Origin of the sequence: Streptococcus salivarius, assembly GCF_000785515.1 — a bacterium.
Classification (GTDB): Bacteria; Bacillota; Bacilli; order Lactobacillales; family Streptococcaceae; genus Streptococcus; species Streptococcus salivarius.
In genome coordinates this window covers 2,063,695-2,086,897 of sequence record NZ_CP009913.1, presented here as the reverse complement: position 1 = coordinate 2,086,897, position 23,203 = coordinate 2,063,695, and the positions used below count along the sequence as shown (strand labels likewise).

Below are 23,203 nucleotides of genomic sequence, written 5' to 3'. Positions count from 1 at the left end.
ACATTCTTGTCCGATACTTTTTCTGTTAGCAGAGCCCTTTCTTTCAATGGTGGCGCTTGGCATAATCAACGAATTTGAATTTTTCAAGTTTGTGGCGACTTTCCGTAAATTGGAACTGTTTTCCATTGTTTAAATAAACTTTTGAACGGACACAGACAACGTGCTGGTCCTTACCTAGGTCGATAAGAATCTTATCCTGATCGGTAGCATTATCGATAGTGATTTCTTTAAAGGCGTGGGAAATGCTAAGGTTGAGCTGATTCTCAATGTAGTCGTAAATAGAGTATTCAGCAATGCTACGGTTTAGTTGCGGAACAAGGCTGGCATCTAGGTAATCAATATCTATAACAGAGGCGCAGCTATCAACGACTCTTTGACGAACAACACGCCAGACCTGTCGGCTATTAGAAAGACCAGTTCTTTCTGAGAGTTTTGAATCAACAATGATTTTATCCAGAGAAATAACATTGGTTTGCGAATTAAGGCTTTGTTGTTCTATTAGTTCTTGGTAACTAGTAAGGTCAGACACAGGAAAGTTGATTTGTTCCTGGTTAATAACCTGAGAGCCAGAGCCATGAATCTTTTTGACCAAGCCTTCTTCAACGAGTAAGGTTAACGCCTTTCGTATAGTGTCTCGACTAACCTGGTAAGATTGAACCAATTCTTGCTCGGTGGGGAGAAAGTCTCCCACTTGATACTTTTGCTCATGGATAGCTTTTTCTAAATCCTTATAAATAATCTGATATTTTTTCATTTTTCTCCTCATTTGTAGGTAAAAAAACATACAACCGATGTTTTTTTACAAAAATATGTTAAAAAAATCCCGGAACACTTGCAGACAAATTTGTAATCGCTTACAATCAGTTTATCAAGTCAAATAGATATTGTCAAAAAAGAAAAGGAGATTCAAATGGGTAAATTTGAACAAGAAGCAAAAGATCTGCTTACTGCAATCGGTGGTAAAGAAAATGTGACTGCTGTTACTCACTGTGCGACGCGCATGCGTTTCGTTCTTGGTGATGATAAGAAGGCAGATGTGAAAACAATCGAAGCCATTCCTGCTGTTAAGGGGACTTTCACCAATGCAGGTCAATTCCAAGTTATCATTGGTAATGATGTACCAATCTTTTATAACGATTTCACTGCTGTATCAGGGATTGAAGGTGTTTCTAAAGAAGCTGCTAAATCAGCTGCCAAGAGCAATCAAAACCCAGTTCAGCGTGTTATGACAACCTTAGCGGAGATCTTTACACCTATTATTCCAGCCCTTATCGTTGGGGGATTAATCCTTGGTTTCCGTAATGTTCTTGAGGGTGTGCATTGGTCAATGCTTGACGGTAAGACAATTACCGAGGTTTCTCAGTTCTGGTCAGGAGTGAATCACTTCTTGTGGTTACCTGGTGAAGCTATTTTCCAATTTTTGCCTGTAGGTATTACTTGGTCTGTTTCTCGTAAAATGGGGACTAGCCAAATTCTTGGAATTGTTTTGGGTATCTGTCTGGTATCACCACAATTGCTTAACGCTTATTCAGTAGCATCGACACCAGCGTCTGAAATTGCTAAGAATTGGGTTTGGGATTTTGGATTCTTTACTGTTAATCGTATAGGTTATCAAGCGCAAGTTATTCCTGCCCTTCTTGCTGGTTTGTCACTTTCTTATCTTGAAATTTTCTGGCGTAAACATGTACCAGAAGTAGTATCAATGATTTTTGTACCGTTCTTGTCATTGATTCCAGCCCTTATTTTGGCTCATACTGTTTTAGGTCCTATTGGTTGGACTATTGGCCAAGCTCTTTCAACAGTGGTTCTTGCTGGTTTGACAGGTCCTGTAAAATGGCTTTTCGGTGCTGTTTTTGGTGCCCTTTATGCGCCGTTCGTTATTACTGGTCTTCACCACATGACCAATGCAATTGATACTCAGTTGATTGCGGATGCTGGTGGAACAGCTCTTTGGCCTATGATTGCTCTATCAAACATTGCTCAAGGTTCAGCTGTTTTTGCTTACTATATTATGCATCGTCATGATGAACGTGAGGCTCAAATTTCACTTCCAGCTACTATTTCAGCTTATCTTGGTGTTACAGAACCAGCCCTCTTTGGGGTTAACGTCAAATATATTTACCCATTTGTTGCGGGTATGATTGGTTCATCTATCGCAGGTCTTCTATCAGTAACCTTTAACGTTACAGCGGCCTCCATTGGTATTGGTGGGTTGCCTGGTATTCTATCAATTCAACCTAAGTATATGATTCCATTTGCAGGAATTATGCTTGTTGCTATCATTGTACCTATGGTCTTGACCTTCTTTTTCCGCAAGGCTGGACTCTTCACAAAAACAGAAGATAGCACAGAGCTTCAAGCGGAATTCGCGGCTCAAGAAGAAGCAGAATTTGCAGTTCATGCAGAACCAACAGCCCTTGTTAAAACAGCCCAACTGGTGAGCCCACTTGCTGGACAAGTGAAACCACTTAGTCAAGCTACAGACCCAGTCTTCTCATCAGGTGTCATGGGACAAGGCGTCGTGATTGAACCAAGTCAAGGTGAATTGGTTTCACCAGTCAATGGGACAGTGACAGTACTCTTCCCAACTAAGCACGCAGTCGGTATCGTTTCTGAAGAAGGCGTGGAGCTATTGATGCACATTGGTATGGATACGGTTAGCCTTGACGGAAAAGGATTTGAGGCTCACGTTGCTCAAGGTGATAAAGTTGTTGTTGGTCAACAATTGATTAGTTTTGATATGGATGTTATTAAAAAGGCTGGTTTGGTCACTGAGACTCCAGTTATCATTACAAATCAAGATGATTTCCAAGCAGATGTTGAAGGGGATCTTCCACGTGATATCAAACGTGGTGATGCTCTCATGATTGCTCATCGAACAAAATAAGCTAAGGGGTGGAGACGTTACGGTTCCACCTCTACATATAAAGGACAAAAGAGGAAAAATCACATGGCATTAGATAAAACAAAGGTTGTATACCAAATTTATCCAAAATCATATAAGGACACTACAGGAAATGGAATCGGTGATTTCAGAGGCATCATTGAAAAAATTCCTTATCTATCAGAGTTAGGCGTGGATATGGTTTGGCTCAATCCTTTCTATCCGAGCCCACAACGTGACAATGGTTACGATATTTCAGACTATACAGCCGTTAACCCTGTCTTTGGAGACATGACTGATTTTGAAGAAATGGTCCGTGTTGGAAAAGAGCACAAGATTGATTTCATGCTAGACATGGTGCTCAACCATTGCTCGACGGAGCATGAGTGGTTCCAAAAAGCTTTGGCTGGAGACCAGTATTATCAAGATTTCTTCTTTATTCAGAACCAACCAACCGATTGGTTGTCTAAATTTGGTGGTTCTGCCTGGGCTCCTTTTGGAGATACAGGGAAATACTATCTTCACCTCTTTGATGAAACACAGGCGGACCTTAATTGGCGCAATCCCAATGTCCGTAAGGAGTTGTTCAAGGTGGTCAACTTCTGGCGTGACAAGGGAGTCAAAGGCTTCCGTTTCGATGTGATCAATTTGATTGGGAAAGATGAAGTCTTAGTGGATTGCCCTGAAAATGAAGGGAAACCAGCTTATACGGATAAACCAATTGTCCATGACTATCTTCGTATGATGAATGAAGCGACCTTTGGTTCTGATGGTAGCTTTATGACAGTTGGAGAGATGTCATCGACAACAATTGACAACTGTGTTCTTTATTCAGCACCGGAGCGTCACGAGTTGTCTATGGCCTTTAACTTCCATCATCTTAAAGTAGATTATGAAGATGGACAAAAATGGACTATTACTCCCTTTGATTTTGAAGAGCTCAAACGTCTCTATCATACCTGGGGTAAGGAAATGAGTGAACGAGGTGGTTGGAGTGCCCTTTTCTGGAATAACCATGACCAACCTCGTGCCTTGAATCGCTTTGTGGATATTAAGAACTTTCGTAATGAAGGAGCGACCATGCTAGCAGCTAGCATTCACCTATCACGTGGAACACCTTATATCTACATGGGCGAAGAAATCGGGATGATTGATCCAGATTATGATTCTATGGCAGATTACGTGGATGTGGAATCCATCAATGCTTACCAAATGCTCTTGGACCAAGGCGAGTCTCCTGAGCAGGCCTTCAAGATCATTCAAGCCAAATCACGTGATAATTCTCGTACGCCAATGCAATGGGATGCTTCTGAGAATGCAGGTTTTTCAACAGGCACTCCATGGTTGAAAGTCGGTAAATCTTATAAAGACATCAACGTTGAAAATGAAATCGATGGACCAATCTTTAAATTCTATAAAGAATTGATTCGCTTGCGCAAAGAAATGCCTATCATTTCAGAAGGAAGCTATCAGCCAGCATTTGAGGATAATCAACAAGTCTACGCCTTTGAACGCTACTTAGACGATCAAAAACTCTTGGTACTCAATAATTTCTACGGAAGTGAAGTTGAAGTGGAGATTCCAGCAGAATACCAAGTAGGGCGCGTGCTCTTGTCAAACTATGATGATGCAGAGCTTGCTGAAAAGGTAAGTCTTAAGCCTTATCAAACCCTAGCAATCTTAGTAAAATAAGCCAAACTTTCCTCAGTAAATGCTTTTGCTGGGGAATTTTGTTATAATGAAAGCACTTTTAATGTTGATGGAGGAAGTGTAATGACACGCTTACAAGATGATTTTTACCATGCGATTAATGGTGAGTGGGAAAAAACAGCAGTGATTCCCGATGATAAACCACGCACAGGAGGTTTCTCAGATTTAGCAGATGAAATTGAAGACCTCATGCTTGAAACAACTGATCAATGGTTGGCAGGAGAGAATGTTCCTGACAATGCCATTCTACAAAACTTTATAAAGTTTCACCGTATGGCTACGGACTTTGACAAACGTGAGGCATTGGGTATCGAGCCTGTTAAACCTTGGATTGAAGAATACAAGAAGCTTTCCTCATTCTCAGAATTTGCTTCGAAAATTGCTGACTATGAGATGTCTGGTAAGCCTAATGAGTTCCCATTCGGTGTATCTCCAGACTTTATGAATGCTCAATTAAATGTCCTCTGGGCAGCAGCGCCAAGTATTATTTTACCTGATACAACCTATTACACTGAGGATAATGAGAAGGGCAAGGAGCTTTTAGGAATTTGGCGTGAAATGGAAGAAGAACTCCTTGAGAAATATGGCTTTACAGCTGAAGAAATCAAAGATATCTTGGACAAGGTTATCGCCCTTGATGCTAAGTTGGCCAAGTATGTCCTTTCGAGTGAAGAATCTTCCGAGTATGTGGAACTCTACCACCCATATGATTGGGAAGACTTTACCAAGCTAGCACCGGAACTCCCACTTGATAACATCTTCACAGAAATCTTGGGACAAGTTCCTGATAAAGTTATCGTTCCTGAAGAGCGCTTCTGGACAGAATTTGCGGCGGAATATTATTCAGAAGATAATTGGGAGCTACTTAAGGCGAGCCTACTTATCGATGCTACGACAATTTGGAATGCCTATTTGACAGATGAACTTCGTGTTCTATTTGGAAAATATGGTCGTGCGCTTTCAGGAACACCACAAGCCTGGGACAAGAAAAAAGGAGCCTACTATTTGGCACAAGGCCCTTACAATCAAGCTCTAGGACTATGGTATGCAGGTGAAAAATTCTCACCAGAAGCAAAAGCAGACGTTGAAGCCAAAGTGGCAACCATGATTGATGTTTATAAATCACGCCTTCAAACAGCGGATTGGTTGGCACCGGAAACACGTGAAAAAGCTATTACGAAACTTAATGTCATTACGCCTCATATCGGTTATCCAGAAAAACTACCTGAGACATATAATAAGAAGATTATTGATGAGAACTTGTCACTTGTTGAGAATGCACAGAAGTTAGTCGAAATTTCAATTGCTCATAGCTGGAGTAAGTGGAACCAACCAGTTGATCGAAGTGAGTGGCATATGCCTGCCCACATGGTTAATGCTTACTATGATCCACAGCAGAACCAAATTGTTTTCCCAGCAGCTATCCTTCAAGCACCTTTCTATGACCTTCACCAATCGTCATCAGCCAACTATGGTGGTATTGGTGCTGTCATTGCTCACGAGATTTCCCATGCCTTTGATACAAACGGAGCTTCCTTTGATGAGAATGGTAGTCTTAAGAATTGGTGGACTGAAGAAGACTATGCAGCCTTTAAGGAACGTACTGACAAGATTGTGGATCAGTTTGAGGGCTTGGACTCTTATGGTGCCAAGGTCAATGGTAAATTGACTGTTTCTGAGAATGTTGCTGACCTCGGTGGTGTAGCCTGTGCCTTAGAGGCCGCTAAACGAGATAAGGATTTTTCAGTTCGTGAGTTCTTTGTTAATTTTGCGACAATCTGGCGTATGAAAGCACGTGAAGAATACATGCAAATGTTAGCTAGCGTGGATGTGCATGCTCCAGCTAAATGGCGCACCAATGTTATCGTGAGCAACTTTGACGAATTCCACAAGGAATTTGACGTCAAAGAAGGCGACGGCATGTGGCGTGCCCCAGAAGAACGTGTGATTATTTGGTAATAATGATGAAATCTGTCCAAAATTGGATGGATTTCTTTATTTTTGTCGTTGTAAGGGTTTACATAACGACTAGAAAACGTTATAATATACTTGTGTTAAAGCTTGTGAAGTTTTTAACAAGTATTCAAAGGAGTTTCATATGACTAAACAAACTAAAGATGTTCAAACAGTAATTGATGAATTGGCAACAAAGGGTGTTGAAGCCCTTGATGCTATGGCTAACTTTACGCAGGAGCAAGTGGACCATATTGTTCACCAAGCTGCGATTGCTGCCCTAGATAAACACATGTATTTGGCTAAATTGGCCGTTGATGAAACAGGGCGTGGTATTTATGAAGATAAAGCCATCAAGAACATGTATGCTTCTGAATACATTTGGAATAGTATTAAATATGACAAAACTGTAGGCGTTATTGCTGAAGATAAAGAACAAGGTTTGGTTTCTATCGCTGAACCGGTCGGTGTTATCTGTGGGGTTACACCAACAACTAACCCAACTTCAACAACGATTTTCAAAGCCCTCATTGCATTGAAGACACGTAACTCTATTGTCTTCGCCTTCCACCCATCAGCTCAAAAATCATCTGCAGAAGCTGCTCGTATTGTTCGTGATGCGGCTATTGAAGCAGGTGCTCCTAAGGATTGTATCCAGTGGATTGAAGAGCCATCTATCGAAGCAACTGGTCTTTTGATGAACCATCCTAAGATTGCTACGGTACTTGCGACTGGTGGACCTGGTATGGTTAAGGCCGCTTATTCAACTGGTAAACCAGCTCTTGGTGTAGGAGCCGGGAACGTACCATCTTATATTGCTGCTGATGCTAAAGTTAAACGTGCTGTCAACGATATCATCGTTTCAAAAACTTTTGACAATGGTATGATTTGTGCTTCTGAACAAGCAGCTATCGTTGATGCAGCTATTTATGATGAAGTTAAGGCTGAATTCGAAGCACATCAATGTGTCATCATTTCTAAAAAAGCTGATATTGCTAAATTGGAAAAAGTCGTTCTTAATGAAGCACGCACAGCTGTAAACGGCGCTATTGTAGGTCACTCAGCTATTGAAATTGCTGAAAAAGCTGGTCTTAAAGTACCTGCAGGTACAAAAATGCTTTTGGCAGAAATTCCAGATGCAACAATGGAACATCCACTTGCCTTGGAAAAATTGTCTCCAGTACTTGCCCTTATCAAATCTGATGGCGTTGAAGATGGATTCAAAAAAGCAGAAGGCATGCTCAATTTGGGAGGTCTTGGACATACAGCTGTTATCCACACTGAAAATGAAGAGCTCCAACTCCAATACGGTATTCGCATGAAAGCTTGCCGTGTCTTGGTGAATAGCCCATCGGCTGAAGGTGGTATTGGTAATATCTACAACAACATGATTCCATCATTGACTCTTGGTTGTGGTTCACACGGTCATAACTCAGTTTCACACAATGTTAGCTCATTTGATCTCTTGAATGTTAAGACATTGTCAAAGCGTCGCAATAACATGCAATGGTTTCGCGTCCCACCAAAAATCTTCTTCGAAAAAGATTCAATAACTTACTTGCGCCACATTGAAGCTGACCGCGTGATGTTGGTTTGTGACCCTGGTATGGTTCAGTTTGGTTACGCTGACTTGGTTAAACGCCAATTGGAACTTAACCGCCACAGACCAGCAGTAGATGTTTTCTCAGATGTTGAGCCAAACCCATCTACTAATACAGTTTATAAAGGATTGGAACGTTTTGTAGACTTCCAACCAGATGTGATTATCGCTCTTGGTGGTGGTTCTGCAATGGATGCTGCTAAGGCTATGTGGATGTTCTTTGAACACCCAGATGTAAGCTTCTTCGGCGCTAAACAAAAATTCTTGGATATCCGTAAACGTACCTACAAGATTCCTTACGCTCAGAAGACACAATTCATCTGTATCCCAACTACTTCAGGGACAGGTTCAGAAGTAACGTCATTTGCGGTTATCACTGATAGTGAAACTCATATCAAGTATCCATTGGCAGATTACGCTTTGACTCCTGATATTGCCATCATTGACCCTGCTTTGGTTATGAGTGTGCCTGCTAGTGTTACAGCAGATACAGGTATGGACGTTTTGACTCACGCTATTGAGTCTTACGTATCAGTAATGGCTAGCGACTATACACGTGGACTTTCACTTCAAGCGATTAAACTTGTTTTTGAAAATCTTGAACATTCTTACCGCTTTGGTGATGAAGAATCACGTGAAAAGATGCATAATGCGTCTACAATGGCTGGTATGGCCTTTGCCAATGCCTTCCTTGGTATCAACCACTCACTAGCTCACAAGATTGGTCCTATGTTTGACATTCCACACGGACGTACCAATGCGATTTTGATGCCTCACGTAATCCGTTACAATGGTCGTGATCCTCAAAAACACGCTATGTTCCCTAAATATGATTACTTCCGTGCAGACAAGGATTACGCAGATATCGCTCGTTTCATGGGATGGGGTACTGACAAACAATCAGATGCTGAATTGGTTGAAGTTTTGGCACAAAAAGTTTACGAATTGGGTGTTGCCGTTGGTATTGACATGAACTGGAAAGGACAAGGGGTTACGAAGAAACTTCTTCAAGACACTGTCTATACTTTAGCGGAGCATGCGTACGAAGACCAATGTACAACTGCTAATCCAAAAGAACCTCTTATTTCAGAATTGAAAGAAATTATCGAAGTTGCCTTTGACTACAAAGGTTAAGTGATAGACTAAAGTAGCTCTGTGAGGGCTACTTTTTTGCTAAAAGCTACTATATTAGAGTGTTCATCCAAATTAAAAATAAAGGACTTTCCTGAATAAGATAGAAAAACGCTTTAAGAATTGTTATAATAACCTTACGGTAAAATAAGGAGAGTTCTATGACAAAAGAAGAAGGGCTTAGTTTGAATGCCACGGCGCATCCTCTCAAGCCTCATGAAATGAGGCCATCAAGGGCCTCCATAGAAGGGAATAGGGCGACTAATAAGTTTAAAGAGTTTAATGCTGATAGGATGGTGAGTGTTCAATTCAATCCTAGTCAAAAAGTAAAAGAATCAAAGGAGCCAGTAACCTCAAAGAATATTGTGGGGATGGTATCAGGTGTTATTGCAGCGATACTCACTATCCTTTTGATTGTTTGTATCGTAATGGGTTACCGTTATCGAGCTGCCAGCATTGAGGGCGAGTGGACAAGCCTGACCTTTAGTGAGAAAATGTTAGCGACTCTAAAAGATACTGCTACTACTAAGAATAAAGTTAGTAATGCTTTACCACAAGGTCAAAATCTTATCACCGATATCAATACAGCAATGAGTATTACTGACAATAAGGCTCACTTAAAAGTGAGCTTTGTTTACAATCGTAAAGGTCTTTATCAGGCTTACCAGAGTAGAGTTACTGAATTGAAAGGTCAGTATGGCGAGGAGTTCTCGGAGGTTTTTGATAGTTATTCATTGTCAGAAAAAGACTACTATAAACAGTTTGATGAGACAGTGAAGAAAGAACTTCCAAAGAGTTATACCTACGATGCCAAAACCGGTCGTGTTACAACAACTGCTTTCACGGGTGATATTAACCGTTGGGAGCAAACAATCACTGTGGATAAGGCTGGAGATTCAGATGCTTTTAAAAAAGGTGATGTATTAGATTATACGCCCAACAATGAAGGTTTTACTATCAAGGCACACAGTGAATTTGGTGACATTAGCTTTACAAAAAATAAATAAAAAAGGAAATTAAAGGGGAATATAAATGACAAGAGAAGAATGGTTGGACTATTTTGAGACGGTAAACGGACGTAAGCCGAGTGTTCAGGAAATGGCGGATGCTTTGAAAGCTGGAGAGTTTGTTAATGAAGCACCAGCTAAAGCTGAAGATACAGTTACTACTGAACCTGTTAAGGTTGAGGCAGAAATCGTCGAGACAAGCACTAGTCCTCTACCAACAGAAACGGCACCAGTAGTAACAGCAACTGCACCTTCTACGGTTGCTTTTCCAGAAGGGCAAGCAGCTATGGCAAATTTGGCTCCTAAGAAACAAATGGATCCCAAAAAGAAAAAACGCATCCTAGTCTCAGTTTTGTCAGCGGTAGTCCTTGTCTTCTTATGTATCGGTGGCTTTATGACTTACCGTTATGTGACAGGTAATATTGATGGCAAATGGTACAGTAGTTCTCTAGGTAGAGAGTATAGTTCAAGCATGTCTGAAAGTTTGACAGACTTGGATAGTAAGGAGCTTGAAAAGTACTTTACAGATACTGCTGTAACCATGAAAGTAAAAGGTAGCAATGCGAAGGTTACTGCTAGCTATACTTTTGATAAGAAAACTTATATCAAGGACTATCGTGAGAGGGTTCAGAAGTCCTTCTCAGCCTTTGGAGATTTATTTAAAGCCTTTTATGGAGATTCCTTTGAAAACTATTACAGTGAGGAAACCATAGAAAAAGAACTTGATGAAGCTCTTGAAAAAGCTGCGAAAGACAGTGGTCAAAAGTATGATTCGAAGACAGGCGAAACAACGACAACCCTTTTCAAAGGGAAGGTTAGCCGTTTGGGACATAAGATGACTGTTACTTCTGTCAACAAAGACGTTGATATTGATGGTCTCAATGTGAAAAAAGGCCAAGAGCTAAAAGTGACTAAAAAAGATAAGAAAGTAACGCTTAGTGGTGATGGCAAATCAAAAGATATTACTTTCTCAACTAAGAATGACACCAAAGATAAATTTTAAGATGACATCCGGAATAGCTATTCCGGATTTTTTCATGTCTTTGAGAGGAAAGAATAAGGTGATATCCGGATGATTTTCTCACAAGTCACAATACATGTAGAAATATTCTGACAATTATGCTACAATAGAGCCACAGACTATCTAAAAAGAGGATTTACCATGACACTTGTATACCAATCAACACGTGACGAAAATAATAAAGTAACAGCTAGTCAGGCTATTCTTCAAGGTTTGGCAACAGATGGTGGTTTGTTCACACCGTTGTCAACGCCTGAGGTTACTTTGGACTTTGATCAATTGAAAGATGCTTCTTACCAAGAAGTTGCTAAATTGGTCTTGTCAGCTTTCTTGGATGATTTTACTGAAGAGGAATTGGATTACTGTATCACAAATGCTTATGATGACAAGTTTGATACAGCTGCCATTGCACCAGTAGTTAAACTTAAGAACCACTACAACCTTGAGCTTTTCCATGGTTCTACCATCGCTTTCAAAGACATGGCCCTTTCAATCTTGCCATACTTGCTAACAACATCAGCTAAAAAGCAAGGTGTTGATAATAAAATCGTTATCTTGACAGCGACATCAGGTGACACTGGTAAAGCTGCCATGGCTGGTTTTGCAGATGTTCCAGGAACTGAAATCATTGTCTTTTATCCAAAAGACGGTGTTTCAAAAATCCAAGAATTGCAAATGACCACTCAAACAGGAGCTAATACGCACGTTATTGCCATTGACGGTAACTTTGATGATGCCCAAACAGATGTGAAACGTATGTTTAATGATGTTGATTTGCGTGAGAAATTGTTGGCTCATCATACGCAATTCTCATCAGCTAACTCAATGAATGTTGGTCGTTTGGTACCACAAGTGGTTTACTATGTATATGCCTATGCACAGTTGGTTAAGGCAGGTCATATCCAAAACGGAGATAAGGTGAACTTCACAGTACCAACAGGAAACTTTGGTAATATCTTGGCGGCTTATTATGCACGTCAGATTGGTGTTCCAGTTGGCAAATTAATCTGTGCTTCTAATGAAAATAACGTCCTTACAGACTTCTTCGCAACGGGTACTTATGATAAGAAACGTGACTTCAAGGTAACAACAAGCCCTTCTATGGATATCTTGGTATCTTCTAACTTGGAACGTTTGATTTTCCACCTTCTTGGTAATGATGCTACTAAGACTAAAGAGCTTATGGATGCACTTGTGACTAAGGGTGAGTATACTTTGGCTGATGCAGATAAAGATATTCTTGATTTGTTTGCAGCAGGTTTTGCAACTGAGGATGAAACAGCTGCTGAAATCAAGCGTGTCTATGATGAAGACAAGTATATCGAAGATCCTCATACAGCAGTTGCCTCAGCTGTTTACGAAGCATATGTTCAAAAGACAGATGACCACACACCAACAGTTATCGCTTCAACAGCTAGCCCATACAAATTCCCACGTGTGGCAGTTTCAGCTGTCACTGGTAAAGATAGTGGGAATGATTTCAAGGCAGTAGAAGATTTGCACCAACTTTCAGGTGTAGCTATCCCAGCTGCTGTAGATGGACTTGAACATGCAGAAGTTCGCCATAAAACAGTTGTTGCGGCAGCTGATATGCAAAAAGCAGTTGAAAGCTATCTTGGTGTATAAGAATAAAAAAATAGGAGCTGAGAAATCAGCCCTATTTTTATCAATATAGAAAAGAATATTATGACAGAAACAAAGAAAATTCTAAACATAGCCTTGCCTGCTATGGCCGAAAACCTTCTACAAATGTTGATGGGGGTTGTCGATTCTTACCTAGTGGCTCAGGTGGGTATTGTCGCTATATCGGGGGTTTCCGTAGCCAATAATATCATTACGATTTACCAAGCTATCTTTATTGCTCTAGGAGCCTCAAGTGCCAGTGTCATTGCCAGGAGTTTAGGAAAAGGTGATGTTAAAGCGACTAACCGAGACACTTGGGATGCTATTATTATTACCCTTGCTCTTAGTCTCATCCTTGGTCTACTTTCCATTTTTGGTGGTGGGGCCATTCTTAATCTTTTAGGTACTGAGCAATCTGTGACTCAGGCTGGTAGTCTCTACCTTGCTCTTGTCGGTGGAGGAGTGGTTTTCCTAGCCTTGATGACCACTTTTGGTAACATCCTACGGGCCAAGGGACGACCTCGTATTTCCATGGTCATCAGTCTTTTGACCAATGTTCTAAATGCTATTTTATCTTCTTTAGCCATCTTTGTGGGACATTGGGGGATTATTGGGGTCGCAACGGCTACGGTTTTCTCTCGTCTGGTTGGGACAGTGATACTCTGGCAAGCGATGAAACTGGATGTGAAGCAGCTTGAAATTACCAAACCTTTTAATAGAGATTTGTTGGGCATTGCCCTGCCAGCAGCAGGTGAGCGACTGATGATGCGTGCTGGAGATGTGGTCATCGTGGCTATTATTGTTACCTTTGGTACAGCCGTTGTCGGTGGTAACGCCATTGGTGAAAACCTCACTCAGTTTAACTATATGCCTGGTATGGGAGTCGCTACGGCTACGGTTATCTTGGTTGCCAATAGTCTGGGTCGAGGGGATAAGACGCAGATGAAGCGTATTATACGAGAGTCTTATTGGATTTCCACCTTCTTGATGGTTCTGGTTTCAGGGAGTATCTTGCTCTTTGGCCAAGGATTATCAGGTCTCTTTACAGATAATAAAGCAGCTATTGCGGCTAGCCAGGTAGTTATTCTTTATTCTTTCCTTGGGAATCCTGTGACTTCGGGGACTTTAGTTTACACAGCAGTTTGGCAAGGTCTGGGTAAGGCTAAGATGCCTTTCTATGCGACAACTATTGGGATGTGGATTATTCGAATTTTCTCAGGATACTTCCTTGGGGTGAGTCTGGGAATGGGTCTTGCTGGTGTCTGGATTGCAACCGTTGTTGATAATGTATGGCGTGCGATCTTCCTCTACGTGATGTACCGTCGTTATCTCGTAAAGAGAAAGTTTTAATGATAAATACTGAGGAGATACTCTTATTCAAAGGGTATCTTCTTCTTATTTTTTACAAGTAGGCTCGAATATGGTAAAATAAGCTGATAAAAACTTTTTGAGGTAGTAATTATGACTGTAAAAATCAATACAAAAGATGGTCAAATCGAATTGTCAGATGATGTCATCGCAACAGTAGTTGGCGGTTCAGCAACAGAAATTTTTGGCGTTGTCGGTATGGCAAGTAAGAGTGCTATCCGAGATAATTTTCAAGCACTTCTTGGAAAAGAAAACTACGCAAAAGGAGTTGTCGTGAAATCTACTGATGCAGGTATCACTGTGGATGTCTACACTGTTATGAGTTACGGTGTTAAGATTAGTGAGGTTTCAAAAAATATTCAAGAACGTGTGAAATTTAATCTTGAGAATCAACTCGGTATCAAGGCTGAAACGGTAAATGTTTACGTTCAAAATATTAAAGTCGTAGGAGAAAACTAGTGTCTAAAATTACAACAAGCTTGCTTCAGGAGATGGTCCAAGCGGCAGCAACACGTCTAGGTAAGCAAGCAGAATATGTGAATTCACTCAATGTCTTCCCAGTACCAGATGGAGATACTGGAACAAACATGGGAATGACTATGGATAACGGAGCCAAAGCTGTCGCAGATCAATCAGCTTCAACAGTTGGTGAAGTTGGTCAGATTTTGTCTAAAGGTCTTTTGATGGGTGCCCGTGGTAACTCGGGTGTTATCACGTCACAATTGTTCCGTGGATTTGGTCAAAGTATCAAGGACAAAACGGAACTTGACGGCCAAGATCTAGCTCATGCCTTCCAAACAGGGGTTGAAGTTGCTTATAAAGCTGTTATGAAACCTGTTGAAGGAACAATCCTTACAGTATCACGTGGTGCAGCTTCAGCAGCGATTAAGAAAGCTGAATCTACAAATGATGCTGTTGAGGTTATGCGTGCAGCTCTTGACGGAGCTAAAGCTGCCTTGGCTAAGACACCAGAGATGCTTCCAGTTTTGAAAGAAGTTGGTGTGGTAGACTCAGGTGGTCAAGGTTTGGTCTTCATTTATGAAGGTTTCTTGTCAGCCCTCACAGGTGAGTATATCGCTTCAGAGGACTTCCAAGCGACACCAGCTACGATGACAGAGATGATCAATGCAGAACATCATAAGTCAGTTGCTGGTCATGTTGCAACAGAAGACATTACCTTCGGTTATTGTACGGAAATCATGATTGGTCTCAAACAAGGTCCAACTTATGTGAAGGACTTTGACTATGAAGAGTTCCGAAATTACTTGAGTAACCTTGGGGATTCTCTCCTTGTTGTTAACGACGATGAAATTGTCAAAGTTCACGTCCACACTGAGGATCCAGGTCTTGTCATGCAAGAAGGTCTTAAATATGGGGCTCTTGTCAAAGTTAAGGTTGACAACATGCGTAACCAACACGATGCACAAGTTCAAAAAGAAGAAGCTATCCAAGCTGCACCTTCTGCTCCTAAAGACTTTGCTCTTATTGCAGTTGTTGCTGGAGATGGGCTTGCAGATATCTTCAAATCACAAGGTGTTGACTATGTGATTTCAGGTGGTCAAACAATGAACCCATCAACAGAAGATATTGTTAAGGCTATTGAGCAGGTCAATGCTAAGAATGTTATCATCTTGCCAAACAATAAAAACATCTTTATGGCAGCACAATCAGCTGCTGAAGTAGTAGATGTCAATGCGGCTGTTGTTGAAACGCGTACAGTACCACAAGGCTTTACAAGCTTGCTTTCATTTGATCCTAGCCAAAGTATCGAAGCGAACGTTGAAGCTATGACAGCTAGTCTTTCAGATGTAACAAGTGGTAGCGTGACCTTGGCGGTACGTGACACAACTATTGACGGACTTGAGATTCATGAAAATGATATCCTTGGTATGGTTGATGGTAAAATCCTTGTGTCTACACCAGATATGGATCAAGCCCTTCTTGACACTTTTGACAAGATGATTGACGAAGACAGTGAAATTGTTATGATTTACGTCGGCGAAGAAGGTAATCAAGAACAAGCTCAAGCACTTGCGGAAAAATTGGAAGAGGCTCACGAAGATATCGAAGTTGAAATCTTCCAAGGAGACCAACCAGTTTATCCATACCTCTTTAGTGTTGAATAATATTGAAATAATCATTTAGGAAGTCTTAGGGCTTCCTTTTTGTTTTGTCAGTTTTGATACGGTTGGGACATCTTTTCGAAATTACAGAAATATTCTGAAAATTCCTTGACATTACTTTCCAAAGTGGTAACATATGTTGTAAGAAATTTTATAGATTGAAGGTAACATCATGAGAAGTGATATGATCAAAGTTGGTGTTGATAAGGCACCAGCACGCGGACTTTTGTATGCGACTGGGCAAGTTAAATCTGCCAAGGATATGCAAAAGCCCTTCATTGCTATTTGTAACTCTTATATTGATATTGTTCCAGGGCATGTTCACTTGCGTGAATTAGCAGATATTGCCAAGGAAGCCATCCGCGAGGCTGGCGGTATTCCTTTTGAGTTTAATACCATTGGTGTGGATGATGGGATTGCCATGGGGCATATTGGGATGCGTTACAGTCTTCCATCTCGTGAATTGATTGCCGATTCTGCAGAAACAGTTATTAATGCCCACTGGTTTGACGGGGTTTTCTACATTCCTAACTGTGATAAGATTACACCAGGGATGATTTTGGCGGCCATGCGTACTAATGTGCCAGCAGTATTTTGTTCTGGTGGCCCTATGAAGGGTGGCGTTGACATGACTGGTCATCAAGCGACGCTATCAAGTTTGTTTGAAGCTGTAGGTACCTATCAGGCTGGAGATATGAGCAAGGAAGAGCTCGATTATTTGGAGAAAAATGCTTGTCCAACTTGTGGTTCATGCTCAGGAATGTTTACCGCTAACTCAATGAACTGTTTGATGGAAGTTTTGGGCCTTGCCCTTCCAGGTAACGGTACTATCCTAGCCGTTTCAGATGAACGTCGTGAATTGGTTCGTCAAGCAGCCACAAAATTGATGGATAACATCAAAAATAATGTTCGCCCACGTGATATTGTGACCAAAGAAGCCATCGATGATGCGTTTGCTCTAGATATGGCCATGGGTGGTTCAACCAATACTGTTCTTCATACGCTTGCTATTGCGCGTGAGGCCGGTATTGACTATGATCTTAAAGACATTAACGAGATTGCCAAGAAGACACCTTATCTCTCTAAAATTGCACCTTCAAGTGTTTACACTATGCATGATGTCCATGAAGCTGGTGGAGTTCCAGCCATTATTAATCAGTTGATTAAAAAAGGAGCCATTAAGGGTGATCGTATTACAGTTACTGGTAAGACTTTGAAAGAAAACGTAGCTGGTGCTGAAATCAAGAATGAAGAAATTATCCATCCAATTGAGAATCCTATCTCACCAGTTGGTGGTTTGTCTATCCTTTACGGAAATATTGCTCAGGATGGAGCTGTTATCAAGGTCGGTGGTGTAGATCCATCTGTTAAAACTTTCCGTGGTAAAGCTATTTGTTGTGATTCACAAAATCAGGCCCTTGAGTTGATTGATAATGGAACAGTTAAGAAGGGCCATGTCGTTGTCATTCGTTACGAAGGTCCTCAGGGTGGACCTGGTATGCCAGAAATGTTGGCACCAACTTCTAAGATTGTCGGACGCGGTCTTGGTAAGGATGTGGCTCTGATTACGGATGGTCGTTTCTCAGGAGCTACTCGTGGTATTGCTATTGGTCACGTTTCTCCAGAAGCAGCAGAAGGTGGTAATATCGCCCTAATCGAAGATGGCGATGAAATCGTGATTGACCTACCAAATCGTACCCTTGATCTGCTTGTCGATGATGCAACCCTTGAAGAACGTCGCAAACATTTGAAACCTTTCAAATCAAAAATTTCAAGTGGTTGGTTGCGTCGCTATACAGCCTTTGCTAAATCGGCCAATGTTGGCGGAACTTTGATGAGTGACGAAGAATTCGAAGAACGTAAAGCAGAACGTCAAGCACAAGAAAAAAAAATAAGAACATTCTTTCCGAAGAGTTTGTGATATTTTTCTCTGAAACCCTTGCAAATTTGGTTAAAAATGTTATCATAGTATACAAGGTTTTGAATTTTTAGACAATTCGAAAAAAACAACTACTAAAGGAGGTCCATGTGAAGAAAATTGAACTTGAAGAAGCACGCTCTGGTGCTGATTTAATTCTAGATACACTTCTTGAACTTGGGATTTCAACTATCTTTGGATATCCTGGCGGAGCGGTTCTTCCTTTGTATGATGCTATTTACAAAAATGACAAGATTAATCATATCTTATCTCGTCATGAGCAAGGAAGTCTGCACGAAGCTGAAGGTTATGCCAAATCCACTGGTAAACTCGGTGTTGCTCTTGTAACGAGTGGTCCTGGTGCCACTAATGCTATTACAGGGATTGCAGATGCTATGAGTGATAGCGTACCTCTCCTAGTCTTTACTGGTCAGGTCGCAACACCAGGTATTGGTAAGGATGCCTTCCAAGAGGCTGACATTGTCGGAATTACCATGCCGATTACAAAATACAATTATCAGATTCGCGATACAGCTGATATTCCTCGTATTATTAGGGAAGCGGTTCATATTGCAACAACTGGCCGACCTGGTCCAGTTGTTATCGACCTCCCTAAAGATGTCGTGGCTAAGGAAACAGCCTTCATCAACGATCCTGAAATTAATCTTCCAAGTTACCAACCGACGCTAAGACCAAACGAAATGCAAATCAAGAAAATCTTGAAGCAGTTGGGTAAAGCTAAGAAGCCGGTTATTGTAGCTGGAGGTGGGGTATCTTATTCTGAATCTGCTAAGGAGCTAGTTGCTTTTGCAGAACGCTACCAAATCCCAGTTGTCACAAGTCTTTTAGGACAAGGGACAATTGCTACTAGTCATCCCCTTTTCTTGGGTATGGGTGGTATGCACGGTTCATATGCGGCTAACATTGCTATGACGGATGCTGATTTTATGATTGCTATTGGTTGTCGTTTTGATGATCGTTTGACAGGTAATCCTAAAACATTTGCTAAGAATGCTAAGGTTGTCCATATTGATGTAGATCCAGCTGAGATTGGTAAAATTATTGCAGTGGACCTTCCAGTTGTTGGTGATGCCAAGCAAGCTCTTGAAATGCTCTTGGCAGAGCCAGTGGTTCAGAATAACACTGAAAAATGGATTGAAAAAGTCACAAAAGACAAAGAGCGTGTACGTTCTTACGATAAGAAAGAACGTATGGTACAGCCTCAGGCAGTTATCGAGCGTATCGGTGAATTGACTAAGGGTGACGCCGTTGTTGTTACTGACGTTGGTCAACATCAAATGTGGACAGCTCAGTATTATCCATACCAAAATGAGCGTCAATTGGTGACCTCAGGTGGTCTTGGAACAATGGGATTTGGTGTCCCAGCAGCAATTGGTGCCAAAATTGCTAATCCTGATAAAGAAGTTATCCTCTTTGTTGGTGATGGTGGTTTTCAAATGACGAACCAAGAATTGGCTATCTTAAATATTTACAAGGTACCAATCAAGGTTGTTATGTTGAACAACCACTCACTTGGTATGGTACGTCAATGGCAAGAGTCCTTCTACGAAGGGCGTACATCAGAGTCTGTCTTTGATACCCTTCCAGATTTCCAATTGATGGCTCAAGCTTACGGCATTAAGTCTTACAAGTTTGATAATCCAGAGACAATTGATCAGGATTTGGAAGTTATCAAGGAAGACGTGCCAATGTTCATCGAGGTGGATATCTCTCGTAAAGAGCATGTCTTGCCAATCGTTCCGGCTGGTAAGAGTAATCACGAAATGTTGGGGGTGAAGTTCAATGCGTAGAATGTTAACAGCTAAACTTCAGAACCGTTCGGGTGTCCTTAACCGCTTCACAGGTGTTCTTTCACGACGTCAAGTTAATATTGAAAGTATCTCTGTAGGGGCTTCTGAGGATCCTAACGTTTCACGTATTACGATTATTATTGATGTGAATACTCAAAATGAAGTGGAACAAATCATCAAACAGCTTAATCGTCAGATTGATGTGATTCGCATCCGTGATATCACGGATCAGCCACACTTGGAACGTGAAGTTATCCTAGTTAAGGTATCAGCACCAACCTCTAAACGTGCTGAAATCTTGGCGATTATTCAACCTTTCCGTGCTTCGGTGGTTGATGTGGCACCAAGCTCTATCACTATCCAGATGACTGGTGATGCTGAAAAGAGCGAGGCGCTTCTACGAGTTATTCGTCCTTACGGAATCAAAAATATCGCTCGTACGGGTGCTACTGGATTTACCCGTGATTAAAAAATCCAACTTAAATTTGTTAACCCAGCCTTAAAAAGGCAATAAATTATTTTTTTAGAAAAGAGACATATTACTATGGCAGTTCAAATGGAATATGAAAAAGACGTAAAAGTAGCAGCACTTGACGGTAAAAAAATCGCCGTTATCGGTTACGGTTCACAAGGTCATGCGCATGCACAAAACTTGCGTGATACAGGTCACGATGTGATCATCGGTGTTCGTCCAGGTAAATCATTTGATAAAGCTAAGGAAGATGGTTTTGATACTTACACAGTAGCAGAAGCAACTAAATTGGCTGATGTTATCATGATCTTGGCTCCAGACGAAATCCAACAAGAACTTTACGAAGCAGAAATTGCTCCAAACCTTGAAGCTGGTAATGCTGTTGGTTTCGCACACGGATTTAACATCCACTTCGAATTCATCAAAGTTCCTAAAGATGTTGATGTTTTCATGTGTGCTCCTAAAGGACCAGGTCACTTGGTACGTCGTACATTTGAAGAAGGTTTTGGTGTTCCTGCACTTTACGCAGTATACCAAGATGCTACAGGTAACGCTAAAGACATCGCTATGGACTGGTGTAAAGGTGTTGGTGCAGCACGTGTTGGTCTTCTTGAAACAACATACAAAGAAGAAACTGAAGAAGATTTGTTTGGTGAACAAGCAGTTCTTTGTGGTGGTTTGACTGCCCTTATCGAAGCTGGTTTTGAAGTCTTGACTGAAGCTGGATATGCTCCAGAATTGGCTTACTTTGAAGTGCTTCACGAAATGAAATTGATCGTTGACTTGATCTACGAAGGTGGATTCAAGAAAATGCGCCAATCAATTTCAAACACTGCTGAATTCGGTGACTACGTATCAGGTCCACGTGTTATCACTGAACAAGTGAAAGAAAATATGAAAGCAGTTCTTGCTGACATCCAAAATGGTAAATTCGCTAACGACTTCGTTAACGACTACAAGGCTGGACGTCCAAAACTTACTGCTTACCGTGAAGAAGCTGCTAACCTTGAAATCGAAAAAGTTGGTGCTGAATTGCGTAAAGCAATGCCATTCGTTGGTCAAAACGACGACGACGCATTCAAAATCTATAACTAATGTGATAGTCTCGAAAACCAGCCTAGTGCTGGTTTTTTGTGTTCTGAAGAGAGTAGTTGGGAATCAATCCTACTGCTCTTTTTTGGTAGATAAATTGTAAAATATAGTGCAACAAAAAAACTCACTCCATTAAGGAGTGAGAATAGCTATAAATTAGTAAGTCAAGACAAAGTTTTTCTTCTTACCACGACGGATAACAGTAATTTCATTATCAATTTTATCTGTGTCTGAGAGAGTGTAATCCAAGTCTTGTACACGTTCACCGTTGATGTAGATAGCGCCGTTTTGGACATCTTCACGTGCTTGACGTTTAGATGGTGAAATTTTTGCATTGACGAGAAGTTCAACAATATTCAGATTTTCATCTGCTGAAATTTCATAAGTTGGGACACCGTTAAGGGCAACTTTAAGGTCACGTGCTGAGAGAGCTTTAAGGTTACCAGCGAAGAGTTGTTCAGTGATATGAACAGCTTGTTCGTAAGCTTCTTTACCGTGAACCAAAGTAACAACCTCACGAGCCAAAACCTTTTGTGCCAAACGTTGGTGACGAGCTTGGTCAAATTCTTTACCGATCTCTTCGATTTCTTCAAGTGACAAGAAAGTGAAAATCTTCAAGAAGCGAACGGCGTCATCATCCATAACGTTGAGCCAGAATTGGTACATTTCGTAAGGTGTTGTTTTAGTAGCATCAAGCCAGACAGCGTTACCTTCTGATTTACCGAATTTTTTACCAGTTGAATCTGTGATAAGTGGTACAGTGATGACGTGTCCAGATTTATCTGCTTTACGACGCAAGAGCTCAGTACCTGCTGTCATGTTACCCCATTGGTCAGAACCACCAATTTGGAGAGTTACGCCGTACTTATCGTTGAGTTCATAGAAATCGTAACCTTGCATGATTTGGTAGGCAAACTCAGTGTAAGAGATACCTGTTTCGATACGTTTCTTAACAGATTCCTTACTCATCATGTAGTTAACTGTGAAGTATTTACCTACGTCACGCAAGAAATCAATGAAGCTGACTGAACCAAACCAGTCATAGTTGTTGACCATAACGGCCTTGTTGTCACCATTTTCAAAATCAAGGAAACGAGAGAGTTGTCCTTGGATTTTTTCAACCCAACCTTCAACAGTTTCTTTGGTTTGCAGGCTACGTTCAGCATCTTTAAATGATGGGTCACCAATCAAACCTGTTGCACCACCAACGAGGGCGTAAGGTTTGTGTCCAGCCAATTGAAGTCGGCGACTTGTAAGGATGGCGACAAGGTGTCCAAGGTGGAGACTGTCTGCTGTTGGGTCATAACCAGTGTAGTATGAGACTGGTCCCTCTTCAAAGGCTTTTACAAGGGCTTCTTCATCGGTGGTTTGAAAAATCAAGCCACGTGCTTTTAGTTCTTCAAAAATTGTCATGATATTCTCCAGTAAAGTATATTCTGCACCATTATACCAAAAGAAAGCAACCCTATGCAAGCTTTGTCAAAGTTTGT

General features: G+C 41.1%; 15 protein-coding genes and 1 pseudogene. 14 read left to right on the top strand and 2 right to left on the bottom strand.

The features are described 5' to 3' along the window. Positions 1 to 43: 43 nt before the first annotated feature. A complete protein-coding gene (gene treR, locus SSAL8618_RS09630) occupies positions 44 to 754 on the bottom strand; it encodes a trehalose operon repressor (RefSeq protein WP_022496083.1) in 711 nt (236 codons plus the stop codon). Positions 755 to 910: 156 nt separating this feature from the next. Between treR and treP the strand changes: the two genes are divergently transcribed. The 14 genes and pseudogenes from treP to ilvC all read left to right on the top strand — a co-directional run bounded on the left by treP (position 911) and on the right by ilvC (position 21,716). Next, positions 911 to 2,887, top strand: a complete 1,977-nt coding sequence (treP, locus tag SSAL8618_RS09625) for a PTS system trehalose-specific EIIBC component (RefSeq protein ID WP_022496084.1) — start codon at positions 911 to 913, stop codon at positions 2,885 to 2,887. 63 nt (positions 2,888 to 2,950) lie between these two features. Next, positions 2,951 to 4,576, top strand: a complete 1,626-nt coding sequence (gene treC / locus SSAL8618_RS09620; RefSeq protein ID WP_038676878.1) for an alpha,alpha-phosphotrehalase — start codon at positions 2,951 to 2,953, stop codon at positions 4,574 to 4,576. 81 nt (positions 4,577 to 4,657) lie between these two features. Next, on the top strand, positions 4,658 to 6,553 hold the full coding sequence (locus SSAL8618_RS09615; RefSeq protein ID WP_038676876.1) for a M13 family metallopeptidase: 1,896 nt from the start codon (positions 4,658 to 4,660) through the stop codon (positions 6,551 to 6,553). 115 nt (positions 6,554 to 6,668) lie between these two features. Next, positions 6,669 to 9,281: pseudogene (gene adhE, locus SSAL8618_RS09610) on the top strand (bifunctional acetaldehyde-CoA/alcohol dehydrogenase); the annotation flags it as partial. A 158-nt stretch (positions 9,282 to 9,439) separates the two neighbouring features. Then, the gene (locus SSAL8618_RS09605) at positions 9,440 to 10,285 is read left to right on the top strand and encodes a hypothetical protein (protein ID WP_038676871.1); all 846 of its coding nucleotides are present in this window, start codon (positions 9,440 to 9,442) and stop codon (positions 10,283 to 10,285) included. A gap of 25 nt (positions 10,286 to 10,310) precedes the next feature. Continuing rightward, positions 10,311 to 11,288: a hypothetical protein gene (locus SSAL8618_RS09600; RefSeq protein WP_038676869.1), complete on the top strand. Its 978-nt coding sequence runs from the start codon at positions 10,311 to 10,313 to the stop codon at positions 11,286 to 11,288. A gap of 159 nt (positions 11,289 to 11,447) precedes the next feature. Further along, positions 11,448 to 12,932: a threonine synthase gene (gene thrC / locus SSAL8618_RS09595; RefSeq protein WP_037604102.1), complete on the top strand. Its 1,485-nt coding sequence runs from the start codon at positions 11,448 to 11,450 to the stop codon at positions 12,930 to 12,932. Positions 12,933 to 12,992: 60 nt separating this feature from the next. After that, positions 12,993 to 14,279, top strand: a complete 1,287-nt coding sequence (locus SSAL8618_RS09590; RefSeq protein WP_022496091.1) for an MATE family efflux transporter — start codon at positions 12,993 to 12,995, stop codon at positions 14,277 to 14,279. A gap of 111 nt (positions 14,280 to 14,390) precedes the next feature. Further along, positions 14,391 to 14,756 (top strand): Asp23/Gls24 family envelope stress response protein, encoded by a 366-nt coding sequence (locus SSAL8618_RS09585; protein WP_002885694.1) that lies wholly within the window; start codon positions 14,391 to 14,393, stop codon positions 14,754 to 14,756. After that, on the top strand, positions 14,756 to 16,423 hold the full coding sequence (locus tag SSAL8618_RS09580) for a DAK2 domain-containing protein (protein WP_022496092.1): 1,668 nt from the start codon (positions 14,756 to 14,758) through the stop codon (positions 16,421 to 16,423). The genes SSAL8618_RS09585 and SSAL8618_RS09580 overlap by 1 nt, the downstream gene beginning before the upstream one ends. A gap of 169 nt (positions 16,424 to 16,592) precedes the next feature. Then, positions 16,593 to 18,341, top strand: coding sequence for a dihydroxy-acid dehydratase (gene ilvD / locus SSAL8618_RS09575; protein ID WP_038676867.1), 1,749 nt, complete (start codon positions 16,593 to 16,595; stop codon positions 18,339 to 18,341). 107 nt (positions 18,342 to 18,448) lie between these two features. Further along, entirely contained in the window at positions 18,449 to 20,149 is a 1,701-nt protein-coding gene (locus SSAL8618_RS09570) for an acetolactate synthase large subunit (protein WP_022496094.1), read from the top strand. After that, positions 20,142 to 20,618: an acetolactate synthase small subunit gene (gene ilvN / locus SSAL8618_RS09565; RefSeq protein WP_002892046.1), complete on the top strand. Its 477-nt coding sequence runs from the start codon at positions 20,142 to 20,144 to the stop codon at positions 20,616 to 20,618. Before SSAL8618_RS09570 ends, ilvN begins: the two co-directional genes overlap by 8 nt. A gap of 75 nt (positions 20,619 to 20,693) precedes the next feature. Further along, a complete protein-coding gene (ilvC, locus tag SSAL8618_RS09560; RefSeq protein ID WP_002885764.1) occupies positions 20,694 to 21,716 on the top strand; it encodes a ketol-acid reductoisomerase in 1,023 nt (340 codons plus the stop codon). A 153-nt stretch (positions 21,717 to 21,869) separates the two neighbouring features. Here ilvC and tyrS read toward each other — a convergent pair whose 3' ends face one another. Beyond that, positions 21,870 to 23,126: a tyrosine--tRNA ligase gene (tyrS, locus tag SSAL8618_RS09555; RefSeq protein ID WP_003092098.1), complete on the bottom strand. Its 1,257-nt coding sequence runs from the start codon at positions 23,124 to 23,126 to the stop codon at positions 21,870 to 21,872. Positions 23,127 to 23,203: the final 77 nt, after the last annotated feature.

Coding starts and splice junctions, on each gene's coding strand:
- tyrS (WP_003092098.1), bottom strand. CDS start 23,126: ATGACAATTTTTGAAGAACTAAAAGCACGTGGCTTGATTTTTCAAACC.
- SSAL8618_RS09590 (WP_022496091.1), top strand. CDS start 12,993: ATGACAGAAACAAAGAAAATTCTAAACATAGCCTTGCCTGCTATGGCC.
- treC (WP_038676878.1), top strand. CDS start 2,951: ATGGCATTAGATAAAACAAAGGTTGTATACCAAATTTATCCAAAATCA.
- thrC (WP_037604102.1), top strand. CDS start 11,448: ATGACACTTGTATACCAATCAACACGTGACGAAAATAATAAAGTAACA.
- ilvN (WP_002892046.1), top strand. CDS start 20,142: ATGCGTAGAATGTTAACAGCTAAACTTCAGAACCGTTCGGGTGTCCTT.
- treP (WP_022496084.1), top strand. CDS start 911: ATGGGTAAATTTGAACAAGAAGCAAAAGATCTGCTTACTGCAATCGGT.
- SSAL8618_RS09600 (WP_038676869.1), top strand. CDS start 10,311: ATGACAAGAGAAGAATGGTTGGACTATTTTGAGACGGTAAACGGACGT.
- SSAL8618_RS09585 (WP_002885694.1), top strand. CDS start 14,391: ATGACTGTAAAAATCAATACAAAAGATGGTCAAATCGAATTGTCAGAT.
- SSAL8618_RS09605 (WP_038676871.1), top strand. CDS start 9,440: ATGACAAAAGAAGAAGGGCTTAGTTTGAATGCCACGGCGCATCCTCTC.
- ilvD (WP_038676867.1), top strand. CDS start 16,593: ATGAGAAGTGATATGATCAAAGTTGGTGTTGATAAGGCACCAGCACGC.
- SSAL8618_RS09615 (WP_038676876.1), top strand. CDS start 4,658: ATGACACGCTTACAAGATGATTTTTACCATGCGATTAATGGTGAGTGG.
- treR (WP_022496083.1), bottom strand. CDS start 754: ATGAAAAAATATCAGATTATTTATAAGGATTTAGAAAAAGCTATCCAT.
- ilvC (WP_002885764.1), top strand. CDS start 20,694: ATGGCAGTTCAAATGGAATATGAAAAAGACGTAAAAGTAGCAGCACTT.